This is a genomic window from bacterium (assembly GCA_030018315.1).
Classification (GTDB): Bacteria; Hydrothermota; UBA3073; order JACQXS01; family JAGMCI01; genus JASEGA01.
In genome coordinates, this window is sequence record JASEGA010000001.1 from 58,020 (window position 1) to 75,626 (window position 17,607).

Annotated in this window: 18 protein-coding genes, 2 tRNA genes and 1 pseudogene; 13 read left to right on the top strand and 8 right to left on the bottom strand. The window is 36.6% G+C overall.

The features are described 5' to 3' along the window. Nucleotides 1-19 precede the first annotated feature (19 nt). Complete coding sequence (locus tag QMD71_00330; GenBank protein ID MDI6839299.1) at nucleotides 20-868, bottom strand: permease-like cell division protein FtsX; 849 nt, start codon at nucleotides 866-868, stop codon at nucleotides 20-22. A gap of 170 nt (nucleotides 869-1,038) precedes the next feature. On the opposite strand from QMD71_00330, the gene QMD71_00335 reads away from it, so the two are divergent. From QMD71_00335 to QMD71_00365, 7 genes and pseudogenes are all read left to right on the top strand, one after another. Continuing rightward, nucleotides 1,039-1,111, top strand: a tRNA-Lys gene (locus tag QMD71_00335). 2 nt (nucleotides 1,112-1,113) lie between these two features. Further along, nucleotides 1,114-1,185 (top strand) — tRNA-Glu (locus QMD71_00340). Between the two features lie 89 nt (nucleotides 1,186-1,274). Next, on the top strand, nucleotides 1,275-2,609 hold the full coding sequence (locus QMD71_00345; GenBank protein ID MDI6839300.1) for a hypothetical protein: 1,335 nt from the start codon (nucleotides 1,275-1,277) through the stop codon (nucleotides 2,607-2,609). An 11-nt stretch (nucleotides 2,610-2,620) separates the two neighbouring features. Continuing rightward, nucleotides 2,621-2,758: pseudogene (locus tag QMD71_00350) on the top strand (dUTP diphosphatase). Then, nucleotides 2,733-3,809, top strand: a complete 1,077-nt coding sequence (locus QMD71_00355; protein MDI6839301.1) for a glycosyltransferase family 9 protein — start codon at nucleotides 2,733-2,735, stop codon at nucleotides 3,807-3,809. Before QMD71_00350 ends, QMD71_00355 begins: the two are co-directional and overlap by 26 nt. Then, entirely contained in the window at nucleotides 3,787-4,512 is a 726-nt protein-coding gene (locus QMD71_00360) for a PASTA domain-containing protein (protein MDI6839302.1), read from the top strand. Before QMD71_00355 ends, QMD71_00360 begins: the two co-directional genes overlap by 23 nt. Next, nucleotides 4,509-5,222 carry a PASTA domain-containing protein gene (locus QMD71_00365; protein ID MDI6839303.1) on the top strand — a complete coding sequence of 238 codons (714 nt, stop codon included), beginning with the start codon at nucleotides 4,509-4,511 and terminating at the stop codon, nucleotides 5,220-5,222. Before QMD71_00360 ends, QMD71_00365 begins: the two co-directional genes overlap by 4 nt. Nucleotides 5,223-5,249: 27 nt before the next feature. On the opposite strand, the gene QMD71_00370 is transcribed toward QMD71_00365, so the two are convergent. The 4 genes from QMD71_00370 to QMD71_00385 all read right to left on the bottom strand — a co-directional run bounded on the left by QMD71_00370 (nucleotide 5,250) and on the right by QMD71_00385 (nucleotide 9,851). Beyond that, a complete protein-coding gene (locus QMD71_00370) occupies nucleotides 5,250-5,396 on the bottom strand; it encodes a hypothetical protein (protein MDI6839304.1) in 147 nt (48 codons plus the stop codon). 74 nt (nucleotides 5,397-5,470) lie between these two features. Next, nucleotides 5,471-6,256 (bottom strand): hypothetical protein, encoded by a 786-nt coding sequence (locus QMD71_00375; GenBank protein MDI6839305.1) that lies wholly within the window; start codon nucleotides 6,254-6,256, stop codon nucleotides 5,471-5,473. Then, nucleotides 6,249-6,923 carry a hypothetical protein gene (locus QMD71_00380; protein ID MDI6839306.1) on the bottom strand — a complete coding sequence of 225 codons (675 nt, stop codon included), beginning with the start codon at nucleotides 6,921-6,923 and terminating at the stop codon, nucleotides 6,249-6,251. The genes QMD71_00375 and QMD71_00380 overlap by 8 nt, the downstream gene beginning before the upstream one ends. A gap of 282 nt (nucleotides 6,924-7,205) precedes the next feature. After that, nucleotides 7,206-9,851 carry a valine--tRNA ligase gene (locus tag QMD71_00385; GenBank protein ID MDI6839307.1) on the bottom strand — a complete coding sequence of 882 codons (2,646 nt, stop codon included), beginning with the start codon at nucleotides 9,849-9,851 and terminating at the stop codon, nucleotides 7,206-7,208. A gap of 145 nt (nucleotides 9,852-9,996) precedes the next feature. On the opposite strand from QMD71_00385, the gene QMD71_00390 reads away from it, so the two are divergent. The 5 genes from QMD71_00390 (at nucleotide 9,997) to QMD71_00410 (ending at nucleotide 14,429) form a co-directional block, all read left to right on the top strand. Next, on the top strand, nucleotides 9,997-10,743 hold the full coding sequence (locus tag QMD71_00390; protein ID MDI6839308.1) for an NAD-dependent deacylase: 747 nt from the start codon (nucleotides 9,997-9,999) through the stop codon (nucleotides 10,741-10,743). Between the two features lie 86 nt (nucleotides 10,744-10,829). Beyond that, a complete protein-coding gene (gene tpiA, locus QMD71_00395; GenBank protein MDI6839309.1) occupies nucleotides 10,830-11,618 on the top strand; it encodes a triose-phosphate isomerase in 789 nt (262 codons plus the stop codon). Nucleotides 11,619-11,693: 75 nt separating this feature from the next. After that, entirely contained in the window at nucleotides 11,694-12,668 is a 975-nt protein-coding gene (pdxA, locus tag QMD71_00400) for a 4-hydroxythreonine-4-phosphate dehydrogenase PdxA (GenBank protein ID MDI6839310.1), read from the top strand. Between the two features lie 11 nt (nucleotides 12,669-12,679). Beyond that, entirely contained in the window at nucleotides 12,680-13,504 is an 825-nt protein-coding gene (locus QMD71_00405; protein ID MDI6839311.1) for a transketolase, read from the top strand. Beyond that, nucleotides 13,497-14,429: a transketolase family protein gene (locus QMD71_00410; GenBank protein ID MDI6839312.1), complete on the top strand. Its 933-nt coding sequence runs from the start codon at nucleotides 13,497-13,499 to the stop codon at nucleotides 14,427-14,429. The genes QMD71_00405 and QMD71_00410 overlap by 8 nt, the downstream gene beginning before the upstream one ends. Before the next feature lie 72 nt (nucleotides 14,430-14,501). On the opposite strand, the gene QMD71_00415 is transcribed toward QMD71_00410, so the two are convergent. Beyond that, nucleotides 14,502-15,182, bottom strand: coding sequence for a TIGR00153 family protein (locus tag QMD71_00415; protein MDI6839313.1), 681 nt, complete (start codon nucleotides 15,180-15,182; stop codon nucleotides 14,502-14,504). A 380-nt stretch (nucleotides 15,183-15,562) separates the two neighbouring features. Here QMD71_00415 and QMD71_00420 point away from each other — a divergent pair, with 380 nt between their 5' ends. Continuing rightward, a complete protein-coding gene (locus tag QMD71_00420) occupies nucleotides 15,563-15,688 on the top strand; it encodes a hypothetical protein (GenBank protein MDI6839314.1) in 126 nt (41 codons plus the stop codon). A 789-nt stretch (nucleotides 15,689-16,477) separates the two neighbouring features. Here the strand turns inward: QMD71_00420 and QMD71_00425 are convergent. Further along, nucleotides 16,478-17,119, bottom strand: coding sequence for a hypothetical protein (locus QMD71_00425; GenBank protein MDI6839315.1), 642 nt, complete (start codon nucleotides 17,117-17,119; stop codon nucleotides 16,478-16,480). Beyond that, nucleotides 17,016-17,423, bottom strand: coding sequence for a hypothetical protein (locus tag QMD71_00430; protein ID MDI6839316.1), 408 nt, complete (start codon nucleotides 17,421-17,423; stop codon nucleotides 17,016-17,018). Before QMD71_00430 ends, QMD71_00425 begins: the two co-directional genes overlap by 104 nt. Nucleotides 17,424-17,607: the final 184 nt, after the last annotated feature.

Sequence of the window (17,607 nt, forward strand, 5' to 3'; positions counted from 1 at the left end):
ATAAATTATATCCTAATTATTACAAATTGTCAAGTATTTGAAAGCTCTTTTTTCTAATCACAATTAATGAAATGATAAAAGTTAGCATTCCACAACCACCGATAAACCCTAATATAAAATTAACTGGTAAAAAAGTAACCCAACCTGCTATCTTTACTAAAACAAATTTGTAAATGTAATAAATTGCAAGCATGGCTATTCCACTCAAAAGTACGCCTTCAATAAAGTTTCTTAAACTAAATTTCCATCTGTAACCATTGAATTGATATACTGTTTGAGTTTGTTCAGCCTTCATAGGCTTATCAGGCGTAGTGTTTACCTTAAGTGATGCTAATTTATTCTTTAAAGTGGATGCCCTCTCTTTCAAAGTCACAGCAAGTGTAAATATAAGCGAGAGAAATAATAAGCCACCTATTCCAGATGAAATCTGTTTAAAGTAACTTGAGATTGCACATACACTTTGAGTGTATCCTTTACCATAAACAACTTCTTTGATTCCTTGCAAAGCCTTAATTGAGTGCCTTATTGAATCAATGTATTCAGTTGTTCTACACTCTGGTCTTAAGATAATTTTAAATGAGGCAGGTAGCGGATTTTCATCCATTTCTCTAAGGAATGGAGTGCTATCTTTAAAGTCTCTTTTAAACTCTTGAAGTGCTTGCTCTTTAGAAACAAATATGATTTCTTTAACCCCATCTAACTTTTCAATTTTTGAACTTAATGAATAATAGTTTGCGTCATCCTCTAAAAATGCCTTGACCTCTATCTTGTTCTTAAGGACTTTGATATATAAGTATGAATTAAATTCTAATAGCAAAAAAATTCCAATAATGAGAAAAGTCAAAAAATTCAATCCTTTACTTATCATATCATATATGTTTTTAATTATAAAATAAATTTCCCATAAATCAAGTTTTAATTACTGGAGTTTTCCCCTTTTTTATTTTTCCAGCACACTCAGACTGCTTAACCTTTCAACTGACGCTAATTAAAAAATCCTTGACAACTTTTATTAAAGATAGTATATTAAAATAAAATGGGCCGTTAACTCAGGCGGTAGAGTACTGGATTTTTAATCCAGGAGTCGCGGGTTCGAATCCCGCACGGCCTAATGTCCTCATCGTCTAGGGGTTAGGACACCACTCTTTCAAGGTGGTAACACGGGTTCGACTCCCGTTGGGGACATTGAATTATAAAATATGATTACACAGATGGAAATAGCGATTTATGTTTTAATCTGTGCAATCTCAAATAAATCTGTGTAATCAGGTATTATGCAAATAATCCTAATTATTGCCTTTCTTGTATATCCTGTTAATCCTGATAACAAAGGGTTATTCCACAGTGTATCTCCTTATTTTTACAAAGAGAAGACACTCTACCTATTTAGCGATGTATTTGGGACTTATGGCCCGAGACCTGATATATTGCGTGATAGACATTGGTATGGCGATGGGTTATATGGGGTTGGGTACACAATTTTACCGCAATTGGAGCTGTTCTTGGCAAATCATGGATATGTAAAGTATATAGAGCGGGTAATACTTGGGGATACACGATTTGTGGATATGCCGCAAATCTTACTTGGTGTTAAAACAGGATTCCCGTTGAAGGTTGGTAAATATTCCTTGGCTAACGGATTTATAATATGGGTTAATCAATGGGTAAGTCGATTAGCAGCAAAAGAAATCCCCAGTGATATTGTAGATGAATTTAAGCCGACAAAACTTTATGATTTAGAGACTGGTATTAGATGGCTTCTCGGATTTGAATCCTCAATTGGTACATCTTATTTTAACATTGGATACACGCAAGTCTCTCACTTCCACAATGGTTATCAAAAAGGACTTATCGCATTGGGAGGAGGTACAGAATTTAATTTTCTACCTTATCTTCATCCGGGAATAGAATTTTCAAAAGATGACATAATAACTTCTGTTACTCCACAGATAAAGTTCTTATTTAAAGACATATTAAATCTAAATTTTGGCCTCGATTTTCCAATTTCTGACTTTGACTGGGTTCCAGATGATACGCTTGTAAAAACGCCAAGATTGATGCTTTCTATGAATTTAAACTTTAATTTAAAGAGACCGGCCATACCAAGTGCAAATATATTAGTTAAAGGAAGTGTGTGTGACTTACTATCAAAAAAGCCTATCCCTGGGACGATTACCTTTATAGGGCCGGTTTCTGGAACGATAAAAAGTAAAGGTGGAGTTTATGAGCTTGTTCTAAAAAAAGCCGGTGCATATAGGATAAAGGCAGATTGTCCCAGTTATAAGTGGGAGGAGAAAGTTATTAGGGTGATGGACTGCGATTTAGTAAATTTAGATTTTCAATTGTTAAGGGCAGTGGATTGGTCAATTACTGGCAGAATATTAGATAAAAAGACAGAAAAACCAGTTTATGCAACCATCAAATTAGTTGGCGATGAGGATGCATCAACTTATTCGGATTCCTTATCCGGAGAGTATAGACTATGGGTGCAAGCTGGTTCTTATTATTTACATATTAAAGCACCGGGTTACATAAGTAAAAAGATTCCAATTTTTATTTCAAATGCAACTATTTTACAACAAGATGTACGGTTAGAGCCAAAAAAGTAACCATTAGAGTTAAAAAGAAATTTAAAGTAAAGTATGGAATGCGGATTGCCCAGCCTGTAATTGCAAAGTCATACCGTGTTAAAATAACAGAGAGAGAAATTTCGTCTACAAAACGAGGTTCACATGGATTTGGGTCAACAGGTATCTAACCTGACTGCTGTCAGGCCTACCTTGCCGTCAAGCAGGCAAGTAAAGATTCTTGTATCGGTTTGGCCTGGATTAGGCGACGTTGTATTTGCGACTCCAGTATTCAGGATATTGCGTAAAAAGTTCCCGGATGCCAAAATTGCAGTCTTAACTCAGTCTAAAGGTGGAAAAGAGTTATTAAGCCATACTCCGTACATTGACGAAATTGTATACTCTCCTCTTTTATCAATACCTGCACTTGTTTTAAAGTTTAAAGGATATGATATTGGACTTCAATGTTCAGGTCCTATCCAGTTATTTTTTATACTTTGTAGGATTAAGAAAAGAGTGAGCTTTAGTGGAAATCCATTTTGGTGGCTTTATCCTGTGAGTGATAATAACTATCACTCTACAGAGTATTATCTAAGAGCGGTAGATAAGATAGATGGAGTAAAGTTAAGAGATACAAATGGGTGTGAACTCTTTATTGGAGAAAAAGGAAAGAGGTTTGCACAAGCTATGTTAAAAAATATCCCTCACCCAATTGTAGCTGTACATCCTGGGGCAAGATGCAATAAGAATAAACAATGGGGAGCCAAAAATCTTGTTAAGCTTTGTAACTCCATCATTGAAAAATTTAACGCCCAAATATTGCTAATTGGAGGTAAAAGTGATGTAAAATTATGTAACTATATCCAGAATCATATCCATACAAAAGCTTTAAATCTTGCAGGAATGACGACACTACTCCAATCAGCCGCTATTATTGAGGAGTGTGACTTGTTTATAGGACATGCATCCGGGCCTACTCATATAGCAGCTGCACTTGGCACTCCTGTAGTTGCAATATACGGTGCAGATAACCCAAAAAATTTCGCCCCATTAGGGAGAAGTGTGATAGTTGTGACACCAAAACTTAGATGTGCACCATGCTTCCACTTTTACAGAAACTTTTTATGGGGTCTTAGGCTAAGATATATCCCAGTTTGCAAAGCTATTCAAACAATTAAGGTGGAAGATGTATTTAATGCATGCGCTCAAGTTTTAAAAAATGAGGAAAAAGAAAGAAAGTAAAATAAAGTATTTTTTAATATCATTCTTCACTTCTCTCATAGTAGCCGCTTGTGTTTCATACGGAATTTTTCAATTCTTTTTTAAATTCAAATGGGTTGAAGTACCAAAAATTGATGGAACAACACTTTCGGAAGCAATAACTACACTTGAGAAAAGCGGTCTTGAAATTATAGTAGAAGAAGAGCGCGCTGATACCATCGTCCCTGAAGGTAAGATAATATCACAACAACCACTTCCGTGGAGCATAGTAAGAAAGGGAACATTAATTAGAGTAGTGTTGAGCAAAGGGCCGTTGAAGATAAAAATGCCAAATCTTATAGGAATGCCACTGGACGAGGCAGAATTTAAACTAAATGAAATTGGTCTATCGGTTGGTGAAGTCAAATATGAAATTTCTGATTCAGCTCCTAATTCTATTATATTAAGCTCTCCCGGCCCAAATGAGTTTGTAGAGAAAGGTAAAATTGTAGACCTCATTGTAAGTAGAGGAGCATATTTAATCACTGTCCCAAACTTATTTGGAAAGACATTATGGCAAGCAAGGAAGATTTTAGCGGAGAAAGGACTTAAAATTGGAGATATTTATTATACATGCGATGAAGAATATAGATTTGGTATAATTATACGCCAGGACCCACCTGCTAATACCAAAGTGAGTAAAGAAACTCCTATCTATTTTACTATAAATAGGGAAGAGAAATGAAGACATTTGGGATTGTAATTTTGATAATTGTTGTATCTTTTGCACTTGGTGTGATTGGATTTAATTTCATCGTTATGCCCCTATGGGTGGGACTACATGAGGAAACAACTGTCCCAGATGTTTGCGGTAAAACATTAGAAGACGCAAAAAATACGCTATCTAAACTTGAGCTTAAAAGTGAAGTAAAAGCTCAAAAATTTAGCAATATGCCGGAAGGTGTTGTTATCTCTCAAATCCCTTTACCTACAAGGCGCGTAAGGAAGGGAAGGATTGTAGAGTTATGCATCTCAAAAGGGATAGAGAAAGTTAAAGTTCCATGGGTTCAAGGGTTGCTGGTCTCTCAAGCACAAAATTTAATTGAAAGAACAGGATTTAAGTTAGGCGAATTAAATTACGAATACTCAACTACAGTCCCTGAGGGCAAAGTAATTTATACCATACCATCCACAGATTCACTTGTTCCTAAAGGATATAAGATTGACATCTTTGTAAGTGGAGTAGTGAAACAAAGCACTATGCCCGAACTTACAGGAAGAAGCTTAAAAGAGGTAAAAGAAGAGGTAGATAAACTTGGCTTAGATTTAGTAGTTAAGTATGCTGCAGAACCCTCTTCATTAGGAATAGTTATACTCCAATCCCCACCAGCTGGGGCCACAGTAAAGGCGGGCGATTCGCTATATTTGATAGTTGGGAGACCGTCTCAAAAGTAAAAATAGTAGAATTTAGGGTTTAGGTACTTAACGCAGCAAAATAAGTTTTTCTGCCTTTATGCAATCTTTTGATACAAATTTTGCAAAATAGACGCCAGATGGAAAGCCTTTGGTAGACCAGTTCACATTATAATACTCAGGTTCCTTCTCTCCGTTGACCGTTGTCTCTACCATACAATATAGGAATAGGAAAATATGGGGTCTGTCCTTTGTCCCTTTCTTGTCCTTGTTATCTTAATCACCTTTGCTCAATATTTTTGTATTTTAGCCGTTGTAGTTGGTGAGTAGCCAATTTTGTTATTATAGAAGAATAAATATATAATAAAGTCATCTAGTCTATTGAGTTTAGTAGATATGGTGATGTAAGCTTTTCCGTCTCCTCTTTTAGCAATAGGTGTAATTGTGTTTTTGCTTTCTCCACTGTTCCATATTTTGATTGTAGTCCACGGTTTAGCATCTGGTATCTCATCTTTTTCGTTTATAGTCCATTGTATAATTATGAGATAAGCCTCATCTTCTTGTTTACCGTTAAAGTAGCATTCAGTTTTCCATTGTAATTCTATTTTTCCATTTAAATAATTAGCTTTAGTAATTTGAGCTGTTTCAAGTCTTCCCTGGGTGAGTGTTAGTACTTTAATATCTGGCATATTTTTGCTTCCATATAGTTTGTCTTTATCAGGTATTGATTGATATAAAGGGGTAATATTGTATTTCATAAACAGGTTATGTCCACTCATTGCAACTCTTTTAGCTCTGCATATAGGCTCCCACACAGGTACTATAATGGGTTCAAACAGTTCCTTTCCTATCCAGCTGACTGCGGCAAATACCATTTTAGCATTTATCTCTTTAACTGGTATTTTAGCCATCTCAAGTTCATCCCTTTTAGCTTTTTTAACCATCTCAATTGATGCATAGCTTTTTCTTTCTCTATTTCTTTTTTTAACGACTCGTATTCCTTTATAATTGGAGAATACGAATTCTCCAATACTTCCGTATATTGTTCCAATTATGGATCCTATATATTTAGCCATGTCTATATTTAGGCACTATTGCTGTAGATGTAGAGTATTCGTTGTTCTGTTTAAAATACACATATAGGATTGGGTGATGTAAAAACTGTTTAACCTTTATCCTAATTTCAGTCTCTGTATTGTATTGTTTTGGTTCAATATGTATGAGTTCAAAGTTTTTAGTATCAAGCACTCCAATTCCTATTTCTTTGTTTTCACTTTTGCTATGCTGTCTTGCTTCAATTTTCATTTTTATTGTTTTATTTGAGTATGTACTGTATAAAACTTCTGGTGGTGCTAGTTTTCCTATAGTAATGAGCATATTTTTCCAATCTGGTGGTATTCCTATCCCCTTCATATTGAGACTGACAAACATATTAAATCCTGATATGTACTTGTGGTGAGTCCTATTCTTGTTTCTCTCTTTTGTCCATATTGGGTCGATTAAGTCTTGCATATGTCTACTTCCTATTTTTGATATAAAGCTCATTTTTTTCTCCCTCATTTGTTGCATTTTAGTATTAACCCGTGTTTTAGGCATCAAGCTTCTAATAAATATCCTATTTTTTCTTCTCTGTAGCACTATTCCCTTAGCTCCCTGTTTCATATTGTATCCAAACATAAGGTTTGCCTGTTCTCTTGTGAGCGACAGTTTACCAATTATTTGTATTATATGCTTAAGCCACATCTCTCAATAAAAACTCCAAATTTCAGATTTCAAATTTCATCCTATAATAATATATTTTCTACACTTTTCTTTTTCATTCTATATTTTTCTATTTTTTTTACATCAAGTCCTTATTGGTTTTACATCATCCTAAAAAGTCAAAAAACTTTTCATTGTTCAAACTCCAATCTTGGCGGTTAAATCGAATGGCATCGACTAAAATAAATATCTTTGATTATGTAGATTCTTTATTTTACTCAGGATAACAAGGATAGGTAGTATCCGCAGATTACAAATTACAGATTACAATTTGATTAAATTAATATGCTCTTGTAGTTTAAGTAACTTTTGTTCATATTCTTTTACCTTTTCTCTTGTCTTTTTTACTATCTCTCGTGGTGCTTTTGAAAGGAAATCGGGTGAACTCAGACGGGCTTGAATGCTTTTGAGAAGCGAGCTAACTTCTAACTGCTCTGTTTCAAGTTTTTTGAGTTCTGCTTTTAAGTCTATAAGACCTGAGAGCGGTATAAATATTTCTACTCCTTTTGTGAGTTTAATGGTGCATCCCTTAGGCACAGACTCTGTAAATTCAATTGCCTTAACTTTACCTAATTTCTCAATGTATAATTTATTTTCATCAATAATTGAGCGTTCACGAGTTCCACACTTTACTAAAAGTCTTATCAATTTAGTTTTAGGAATATTCATAGTAGCTCTTGTATTTCTGCATGTTATTATAATATTTTTGATAATTTCAAATCCTTTTTCGGCATCTGAATCAAAGTAACCCGTCTCCGCCTCCGGCCATTTACTTACCATAATTGATGGTTCTTTATGTGTTATCATTTGCCACACTTCTTCTGTTACAAATGGCATAAATGGGTGTAATAACTTCAAACTACGGTCAAGAATCTCCAATGCAATTCCTTTACACTTCTTTATTTTAATAATTTCAAGGTACCAGTCACAAAAGTCGTGCCATAAGAAGTCGTAAATCCGCATAAGTGGCTCTTGTAATTTATATCTTGAAAGTAATTCAGTCACATCCTTAGTAAGTTTATGTATCCGTGATAATATCCAGCGGTCAGCAAGACTAAGAGGCAAGTCAGGAGACCTGCCTCTACCCGGTTTTTCTTCTGCGTCCGGTAGTGATGCAATAAGTCTGTACGCATTCCAAATTTTGTTCGTAAAATTCCTACCACTTTCAAATGTATTAGTTGCAATATGAGGGTCTTGACCTTCACCAGCCGCAGTTATAAGTGAAAAACGCATCGCATCTGTTCCGTAGTCCTTTATAATATCTCTCGGGTCTATCCCATTACCTAACGATTTTGACATCTTCCTACCCTGTGCATCTCTCACAGTTCCGTGTATATACACATCTTTGAAAGGCGGCTTTCCAGTAAATTCGTAGCCCGCCATAATCATGCGTGCAACCCAGAAAAAGATTATCTCTGATGCAGTACTAAGCATAGAAGTGGGATAAAAATAATTAAGTTCATCTGTCTCCTCTGGCCACCCAAATGTAGAGAATGGCCATAGCCAGGATGAGAACCAAGTATCAAGTACATTAGTATCTTGAACTAATGTCTTTGATTCGCAGTAAGGACAATTTTCCGGCCTCTTAGTAGAAACAATAACCCCATTTTGCATTTTACATTTTTCATTTAGCATTTCCTTGCAATACCATACAGGGATGCGATGTCCCCACCATATCTGTCTTGATATACACCAGTCTTTGATATTATACATCCAGTTCAAATAAACACCTTTCCACCTATCTGGATAAAACTTAATTATGCCATTCTCAACTGCTTCTATTGCTGGCTTAGCCATCTCCTTCATCTTAACAAACCATTGTTCAGATAGGATTGGCTCAACTACAGTATTGCACCTGTAACAGTGACCTAATGAGTAACGATAAGGTGTAGTCTTTGCAAGAAGCCCAATAGTTTTGAGTTCAGATAGAATCTTCTTCCTTGCATCAAATCTATCGAGCCCATTATATTTACCACCATTTTCATTAATCACTCCCCGCTTATCCATAATAAGTATTTTCGGTAAATTATGACGAATAGAAAGCTCAAAATCAATTGGGTCATGAGCGGGTGTAACCTTAACCACTCCGGTACCAAATTTTGGGTCAACTACATCGTCTGAAATAACGGGTATTTCACGATTCATAAGTGGGAGTATTGCCGTGCATTTAATAAACTTAGCATTCTTTTTATCTTTTGGATTAACTGCACAAGCAGTATCACCGAGCATTGTTTCAGGTCGAGTAGTAGCTACTTGTATAAATTTATTTTTACCTTTTACCTGTCCGTCGACAGGCAAGATTGGATAATTGATATAGTAAAGTTTACCATTAATTTCTTTATGTTCTACTTCCTCGTCAGCAAGTGCAGTCTCACACCTCGGGCACCAGTTAACAATGTAATCCCCTTTGTAAATCATCCTCTTTTTATAAAGTCTAACAAAAGCCTCATAAACCGCATTGGATAGCCCTTCATCAAGTGTAAACCTTGTCCGCGTCCAGTCACATGAGCATCCAATATCTTTAAGTTGCGCAATGATAGTATCCTTTTTTTCATGCACCCACTTCCACACAAGTTCAATGAATTTCTCTTTACCTATTTTTTCTTTTGATTCGCCCTTCAGTATTTCTTTCTCAACTATAACTTCAGTAGCAATCCCTGCATGGTCGACTCCTGGTAGCCATTCAGCTTCAAATCCCTGCATCCGCTTCCATCTAATGAATATATCCTGTATTGTGTTATTTAGAGCTTGCCCAAGATGCAGGACATCAGTTACATTTGGTGGTGGTATTACAATTGAAAATGGCTTAAGTTCAGGATTAGGGCTTGCATTAAAATAGCCGTTATCAAGCCAAAACTTGTACCACTTACCCTCTACTTCCTTTGGATTGTATATTTTATGAATTTGCATGTGAAACTTTAATAGATTAAAAGAAGCATGTTACTTCATCTTTTTATTTATACTCCAATATTACTCTTTTGTCAACTAATTTTTATTTTTTGTTTGACAGTAAAGGGAAAGCAAAGTATTATAAGTAAATGGTCATTAACCCAAAGTGGAAAATTTAGCCAAAAAAGTTTCCAACTCTAAATTTGTAGTGACACTAACAGGAGCTGGCGTTTCAGCAGAGAGTGGCATTTCTACATTTAGAGATAAAGATGGGCTCTGGAAAACCTATCGTGTCGATGAGCTTGCTACTCCTAATGCATTTGCAAGGAATCCTAAATTAGTATGGGAATGGTATGAATGGCGCAGAAATATAATCCGCAACGCCTCTCCTAACCCAGCCCATTATGCAATTGCAAAATTAGAAAGAACTCTACAAAATTTCCTACTCATCACCCAAAATGTAGACAATCTACATAAAGTAGCGGGTTCAGAAAAAATAATAGAGTTACATGGTAATATATTTAAGAATAAATGCTCAAGGTGTGGCAAAATTTACGATGCAACTAAAGGGCCAGTCCCTTTGGGACAGTCCCTTGAAAATCTGCAGTGTGATTGTGGTGGTCTTTTACGTCCCGATGTCGTATGGTTTGGTGAATCTATTCCCCATATTGAAGCTGCATTTAATGCAAGTTCAACTTGTGATTTTATGTTAGTTGTAGGCACCTCTGGAACAGTGGAGCCAGCTGCTTCTCTTCCCTATATTGCTAAAAGGGCTGGTGCCTTTATCCTTGAGATTAACCTGAATGAGACTCCGCTCACTCAGGTTGCTGATTATTCTATATTTGGTAAAGCAGGAGAAATACTACCAACTTTAGTGCAAAATTTATTGACAGTTCAAAAATTTAAAGTATAATTTAAAGAGTAAAATTATGAATTATAAATGCTGAATGCTAAATTAAGAAATTCATAATTGAGCATTAAGAATTTAGCATTTCTAAAGTGAAGAGGCGTTATCTAATTGCAGGAAATTGGAAGATGAACAAAACAATTGGAGAAGCAGTAGAGTTAGCAACTAAAATAAAAACTGGACTCACCGAGATAGACGATATAGATATAGCCATATTCCCACCATTTACTGCTCTATATCCTGTTTATGAAGTAATAAAGGAGTCAAATATTAATTTAGGGGCTCAAAATTTATGGTACGAATCTAATGGTGCCTATACAGGTGAGATTTCACCTATCTTCATTGTAGATGTAGGCTGTAAGTATGTGATTATAGGACATTCAGAGCGTAGACAATACTGTGGTGAAACAGCTGAACTTGTAAACCGTAAGCTTAAGACAGCACTCAAATATGGACTTATCTCCATTGTTTGTATAGGTGAAACAATAGAAGAAAGAGAGAATGGAAAAACATACGAATTAGTTGAGCGTGAATTCAATGTTGCATTTGATGGCCTTCTACCGGGGACAGTCCCCATACGGGGACAGTCCCCTTTTCTACCTATAACTATAGCTTATGAGCCAATCTGGGCAATTGGAACTGGGTTTACAGCAACTCCTAAAATTGCAGAAGAAGTGCATAAGTTTATAAGGAAATTGGTGGAAACTAAATATGGTTACAAAGTAGCAGAAGAGTTTCGCATCCTTTATGGTGGTAGTGTGAACTCTGAAACCATATCTGGACTCCTCCGTGAGCCTGACATAGATGGCGTCCTTGTAGGAGGGGCGAGTTTGGATGCAAAATCATTCATAGAAATAGTTAAGAAAGCAAACAGTATATGAAAATTATGAATTATAAATGCTGAATGCTAAATTAAGAAATTCATAATTGAGCATTAAGAATTTAGCATTTCTAATGTGAAGATTGGTATAACAATAGGCGACCCATCTGGGATTGGACCTGAGGTAACACTAAAAGCTTTACAATCTCTTAAAACCATAAATGAGGTGCGACCTCAAGAGGTGCAACCTCAAGCTGTTGTAATAGGAGCCCAGTCTATAATTGATGAGACAATAGAAAGATTTGGCATTCAATGGGATGGCGAAGTAATAAATTGTAGCGAGCTCAAAAGAGTGGATGTAGGCTATGGGAAGCTATCAGCGTTAGCTGGTAGGGCAGCTTATAGTTTTATTTTAAAAGGATACGAGCTTATAAACGATAAAAAAATTGACGCCTTAGTGACAGCTCCAATTTGTAAAGCTTCGCTAAATCTTGCCGGTTTTAACTTTCCAGGTCATACTGAGTTGCTTGCAAATCTATCAAATACAAAACGGTTTGCAATGATGCTTTGTGGTGATGAAATTAGAGTAACACTTGTGACAACACATATTCAACTTAAAAGAGTTCCTGAGGTACTAACAAAAGAGCAAATTGTTGAAAAAATAGAACTAACATATGAGTTTTTGAGTACCCGTTTTAACATCCATTCACCCAAAATTGGCATTTGTGCTTTAAATCCACATGGGGGTGAGGGTATTTTTGGTAACGAAGAAGCTCTAATAATAAAACCAGCAATAGATGATGCAAAGAAAAAAGGAATTCTTGTTGATGGTCCCTATGCAGCAGATACTTTATTTACACGTACTGATTTTGATGCAATAATAGCTATGTATCATGACCAAGGTTTAATTCCTATTAAACTCAAGGAATTTGGTCATGCAGTAAATGTGACTATAGGACTACCTTTTGTTCGTACATCTCCAGACCATGGTACAGCTTTTGATATAGCAGGAAAAGGGATAGCAAATCCTGAGAGTATGATTCGGGCAATAAAGCTGGCAGTCCGGCTGGCTCAACTGAAGCCAGAAAGATTAGCTGAGGGTAGGACATAATTCAATTTCTTATGGATGAGTTAAAAGAGATTGCAAAAGATGTAAGAAAGGATATAATTAAGATGCTTACTAAAGCGGGCTCAGGCCACCCCGGGGGTTCGCTTTCCTGTGTTGAGATTCTAGTCACTCTTTATTTTAAAGTGCTGCGTCATAATCAAGCAAATCCTAAATGGGAGGATAGGGACAGATTCGTCCTCTCCAAAGGTCATGCGGCACCCACCCTTTACGCTGTTCTTTCGAGAGTTGGCTATTTTCCGCGTGACTGGCTGTGGGAGTTAAGGAAGTGTGGTGCAAGGCTACAAGGCCATCCTTACTCATTATCTACCCCAGGAGTAGAGGCATCAACAGGGTCACTTGGCCAAGGGTTATCAATTGCAAATGGGATAGCATTAGCTGGTAAGATTGACAAGAAAGATTACCGTGTATATGTGCTCATTGGGGATGGTGAAATTGACGAAGGTGAAATATGGGAGGCAAGTCTAACTGCGTCCAGGTTTAAACTTGATAACCTTTGTGCTATACTTGACCACAATAGATTTCAGATAGATGGCTCAATAAAGGAAATAAAAGACCCTTATCCATTAAAAGAAAAGTGGCAATCATTTGGGTGGGAAGTCTTTGAGGTAGATGGTCATAATTTTAATGCGCTCCCGGATGTATTTTCTAATGCAAAGCATATAAAAGGGAAACCAACAATAATAATTGCAAATACTATAAAGGGAAAGGGAGTCTCATTTATGGAGAATGCTATAGAGTGGCATGGCAAGGCGCCAAATGAAGTGGAAGCAAAAAAGGCGATTGAGGAGATAGAGAGGGGTGAGTCCTCAAATGGATGACCTTATTTCACTCAGGGAAGCTTATGGTGAAACACTGATAGAACTCGGTAAAGTTAATCCAAACATTATAGTATTGGATGCAGACCTATCGTTTTCTACAAAGACCCATTTGTTTAAAGATGCCTTTCCTGATAGATTTTTTGACCTCGGCATTTCAGAGGCTGATATGATGGGTACAGCGGCTGGTTTAGCTTCTTGTGGCAAGACAGTTTTTGTATCCACTTTTGCAGTGTTTGCAACTGGTAGAGCATGGGACCAGATAAGATTAGGGATTGCTTATCAAAAACTACCAGTTAAAATAGTTGCCTCCCATGGTGGGATTGGGATTGGTGAAGACGGGTACTCACATCAAGCTGTCGAAGATATAGCTCTCATGAGAGTTCTACCCAGTATGAGAGTGATAGTTCCCTGTGACGTAGTTCAGACACGTGCAGTTATCCGATTAGTAGCTAATGAAGAAGGTCCATTTTATGTCAGGCTTGTAAAACAGAGGTTGCCAATAATTTATAAATATGGCTGTAATTTTGAACTTGGCAAATCCATAACACTGAGAGCTGGTAATGACATTACTATCGGAGCTATAGGCTCTTTGGTGTATGAAGCATTACAATCATACGAAATTTTAAAATCAAATAAAATAGAGGCAAGGGTAATTGACTTTGCATCAGTTAAGCCAATAGATAAAGAGGCAATAAAAAGGGCTTGTGATGAAACACAAGGTATTATAACCTGTGAAGACCATACAGTAATAGGTGGACTTGGCGATGCAGTAGCTGAAGTAATTTTATCCTATCGACCGATTCCTCATAGGAGAGTTGGGATTCAAGATATTTATGGAGAATCTGGTTCAACTAAAGATTTATATGAAAAATACGGCTTAAGTTCACACCATATAGTAGAGAAAGCAATGGAGTTGTTGAAATGACAGTAGTATGTGTATAGATTGCTTCGCTATCGCTCGCAATGACAGTGGGTAGGTTCACAATGACAGCTCAAATTATCTAACTATCATTGCTATCACTCTATTGCCTGCATTCTCCATATGGTTTGCGAGTGCCCCAATTAAGCGAGTAGCTTTTAATAAATGGTAAACAGAAACTGCATCAATAGAGAGCTCGAAAATCTTCTTTCCTAATTTATGTTCTATAAGGTCTGCTTCTCTCTCTTTTTCGTGTATCGCCTCCATTGCACGAATTGTAGCTTCTCTGCTAATCTTCCTTAAAGACAGTCTTACTATGTCTTTCAAATTCACTATAGCTTCTCCATATTCTTTTATACTCTCAAGTACCTTATAGAAGTGCTGCAGGAATAGTTCCTTAACTTCATCTGCTAACTTTGTATGTTTAAGTGTAAGCCATATAGCAATATCCTCTGCAAAATCGAGTACTGTATCCTGTTCACTTAAGCAAGTGAGAAAATCAGTTTTATCTACTGACATGAATATATTCCTTGGGAGCGATTTTCTAATCTCTATTTTCAAAGTATCAGCTTCCTGTTCAAATTCTACAATCTTTGGAACTATACTTTCACATTTCTCATAATTTCCATTACAGTAACATTCTATAAGTTCTTTCAGCACCTTAACGCATTCCTCAACTTTTGCTGCGTGTGCAAGAAGTCCATCAAATGGTGACTTCTTAATTATGTCTTTCATTGGTGTCCTTATGTGCTCGTCCATTTTTCACCTCCTAATCATTGAGAGGCTGTTTAGCATTCTATAGATACTTATCTACCAGGAATCTATAAGCACCAATAAAAATGCTATCACCTCCTGTTTTCATTTGACCTCCTCTCTATTGTATAATATAATTTGTTACAAAAGAGGCCAACATAATTTAAAACCAAAAAACAACTTTCCTTTGCACTCCTCCCTGCTATTCAAAAGATTAAATCCAGTGACCCCTTAAAGATTATATTTGACTCCATTGGCTGGTCCTTTATTCTACCACTTGTAGAGAAATCATATTCAATACAAGGAAATGAAGCTTATAATCCAATCTCTATCTTCAAATGTTTTCTCTTGCCTTACCTTAGAGAGATGACACTTTCTATCGCATTATGCGACTTCTTATAGCTCAGCTTGTTACAATCGGTATTATAAAAGGCAAGAAAATAGCTATTGATTCTTCTCATATCTCCGCTTATTCCAATCCAAAAAAGCATTCAGATCCTGATGCACAATAGGGTTGTAAAAGTGAGGACTACTATTTCTTTGGATACAAAATCCACCTCGTAGTTGACACAGAATCACAATTGCCTATTGATGTTATAGTTACGCCTAGCAATAAAGCAGATAGTCCTTATGCCCGACCCCTCATTGAGAAAACTAAAGAACTTGTCTCACCAAAATTAGCTGCAATGGATGCTGCTTACGATTCGCACGATAACTACCAACTTTGTAATAGCTCTGATATAATCCCAATCATCGACTTAGGAGTGGAAACTCTTTTATAATCTCAGGACAAGTGTAGAGAGATGTTTTTCAGAACTCAAGGGTCAGCATTTACTTGAAGACCCAAAGGTACGAGGAATTGTAGGAATATCAATTCATACATTTTTAAGCATAATAGCACTAATTATCAAACGAATCAAGGACTTCATTTTCATAGGAGTACATACTTTTACTCAATCCAGCACATAATTTATGTGCTGTGTAGTTCTTTCACATATTTGAATTTCAAAGAGCGTAGTTTTTATCCACTTGAAGTGGATTTAAAATTTCACCTCACAGAACTTTTACCAGAAAAACTGCTCATTTCTAAACAGCCTCTTGAAATTAAAATCATTGCAAAATGATTATTTTGCTTATAGGTTCGAATTCGCTTGCTTTTAATATGCAGAAGTACACACCGCTTGCAACCCTCTTACCATCATCTGAACATTCATCCCATTTGACAGTATGTTTTCCCGCGGGCATTGGCTTATCTACCAAAGTCTGTACCAGTTTACCTGTGACATTGTATATCTTTAAGGTTACACGACTTCTTTTAGAGAGTATATATTGAATATTGACTTCTTTAAAACAAGGGATTGGGATAGGTTTGTAGTAATCTTGGATTTAACATCAAGCATTCTGTATTTTGCGTTTTTCTCTTCTGCACCGGTGGTAGAATAGCGAAGTATTAGACCAAGGTCTCCAACAGCCCAGCCCTCATCTTTGCTTATAAAATAGACAGAACACGGAATGATAAAATGTAGCCCGGGCGTAGTATGCCACTGGTTGTCGTAGAAGTGCAGTATTTTTAGAGAATCCGGCGTGTCCTCAATACCATATCCCACTGCCCAACCTTCCTCTTCAACAGGGAAATGTACACAGTGAAGGTAAAGCTCAAAAGATGGAGGGGGACTCCATACTATACTCCACTCATTTCCATCCCAATGAATTACCTCTCCTCCAACTGCCCAGCCATTAGTAGAGCTTGTGAAATGAACCGAATGCAAACATCCTCCAGTTGGGCTACTTACTTCACTCCAACTTTCACCATCCCAATGGAGTATAACACCGGGTCCATTAACTACCCAACCAACTGCCCACCCATTGGTGGGAGAGATAAAAAAAAACTGAGTATAGATGTTCAGTTGTCGGACTTGTGAATGTGTTCCATATTTCTCCATCGTACTGGAGTATAGTACCAAAGTTACCAACTGCCCAGCCAGTATCTGGACTTGTAAAATAAACGGACCAAAGTACATTACCAGTCGGGGACCCAACAATACTCCAATTATTGCCATCGTAATGAATTATTATTCCATCGTCGCCAACTGCCCACCCATCATCTTTGGCCACAAAATATACAAAACACAACCTACTTGTAGTCGGACTTGCCACTTGTTCCCAAATTCCATCCGTAAACCCAAATACACTTATATTTATAGATAATAAGATAATCACTGTTACTACTGACCTACTTAACTTCATTTTACGCCTCCCGGTGTAATATTTTTACTTATTTTCTCTAATAGGTAAAATAAGAACCGTCTACTTTGAATACCCATCCGCACAATATGCTAATACTTATGGCTAACATTGTAAATACTCTCTTATGCATAATTCCCTCCTACTACTTAAGATTATATCCTACCATTGCCCCCAATGGTGGAAA

Coding starts and splice junctions, on each gene's coding strand:
- QMD71_00375 (MDI6839305.1), bottom strand. CDS start 6,256: ATGGCTAAATATATAGGATCCATAATTGGAACAATATACGGAAGTATT.
- QMD71_00370 (MDI6839304.1), bottom strand. CDS start 5,396: ATGGTAGAGACAACGGTCAACGGAGAGAAGGAACCTGAGTATTATAAT.
- QMD71_00365 (MDI6839303.1), top strand. CDS start 4,509: ATGAAGACATTTGGGATTGTAATTTTGATAATTGTTGTATCTTTTGCA.
- QMD71_00425 (MDI6839315.1), bottom strand. CDS start 17,119: ATGGAGAAATATGGAACACATTCACAAGTCCGACAACTGAACATCTAT.
- QMD71_00420 (MDI6839314.1), top strand. CDS start 15,563: ATGCGACTTCTTATAGCTCAGCTTGTTACAATCGGTATTATAAAAGGC.
- QMD71_00415 (MDI6839313.1), bottom strand. CDS start 15,182: ATGGACGAGCACATAAGGACACCAATGAAAGACATAATTAAGAAGTCA.
- QMD71_00405 (MDI6839311.1), top strand. CDS start 12,680: ATGGATGAGTTAAAAGAGATTGCAAAAGATGTAAGAAAGGATATAATT.
- QMD71_00330 (MDI6839299.1), bottom strand. CDS start 868: ATGATAAGTAAAGGATTGAATTTTTTGACTTTTCTCATTATTGGAATT.
- QMD71_00410 (MDI6839312.1), top strand. CDS start 13,497: ATGGATGACCTTATTTCACTCAGGGAAGCTTATGGTGAAACACTGATA.
- QMD71_00380 (MDI6839306.1), bottom strand. CDS start 6,923: ATGTGGCTTAAGCATATAATACAAATAATTGGTAAACTGTCGCTCACA.
- QMD71_00430 (MDI6839316.1), bottom strand. CDS start 17,423: ATGAAGTTAAGTAGGTCAGTAGTAACAGTGATTATCTTATTATCTATA.
- QMD71_00355 (MDI6839301.1), top strand. CDS start 2,733: ATGGATTTGGGTCAACAGGTATCTAACCTGACTGCTGTCAGGCCTACC.
- QMD71_00360 (MDI6839302.1), top strand. CDS start 3,787: ATGAGGAAAAAGAAAGAAAGTAAAATAAAGTATTTTTTAATATCATTC.
- QMD71_00385 (MDI6839307.1), bottom strand. CDS start 9,851: ATGCAAATTCATAAAATATACAATCCAAAGGAAGTAGAGGGTAAGTGG.
- QMD71_00345 (MDI6839300.1), top strand. CDS start 1,275: ATGCAAATAATCCTAATTATTGCCTTTCTTGTATATCCTGTTAATCCT.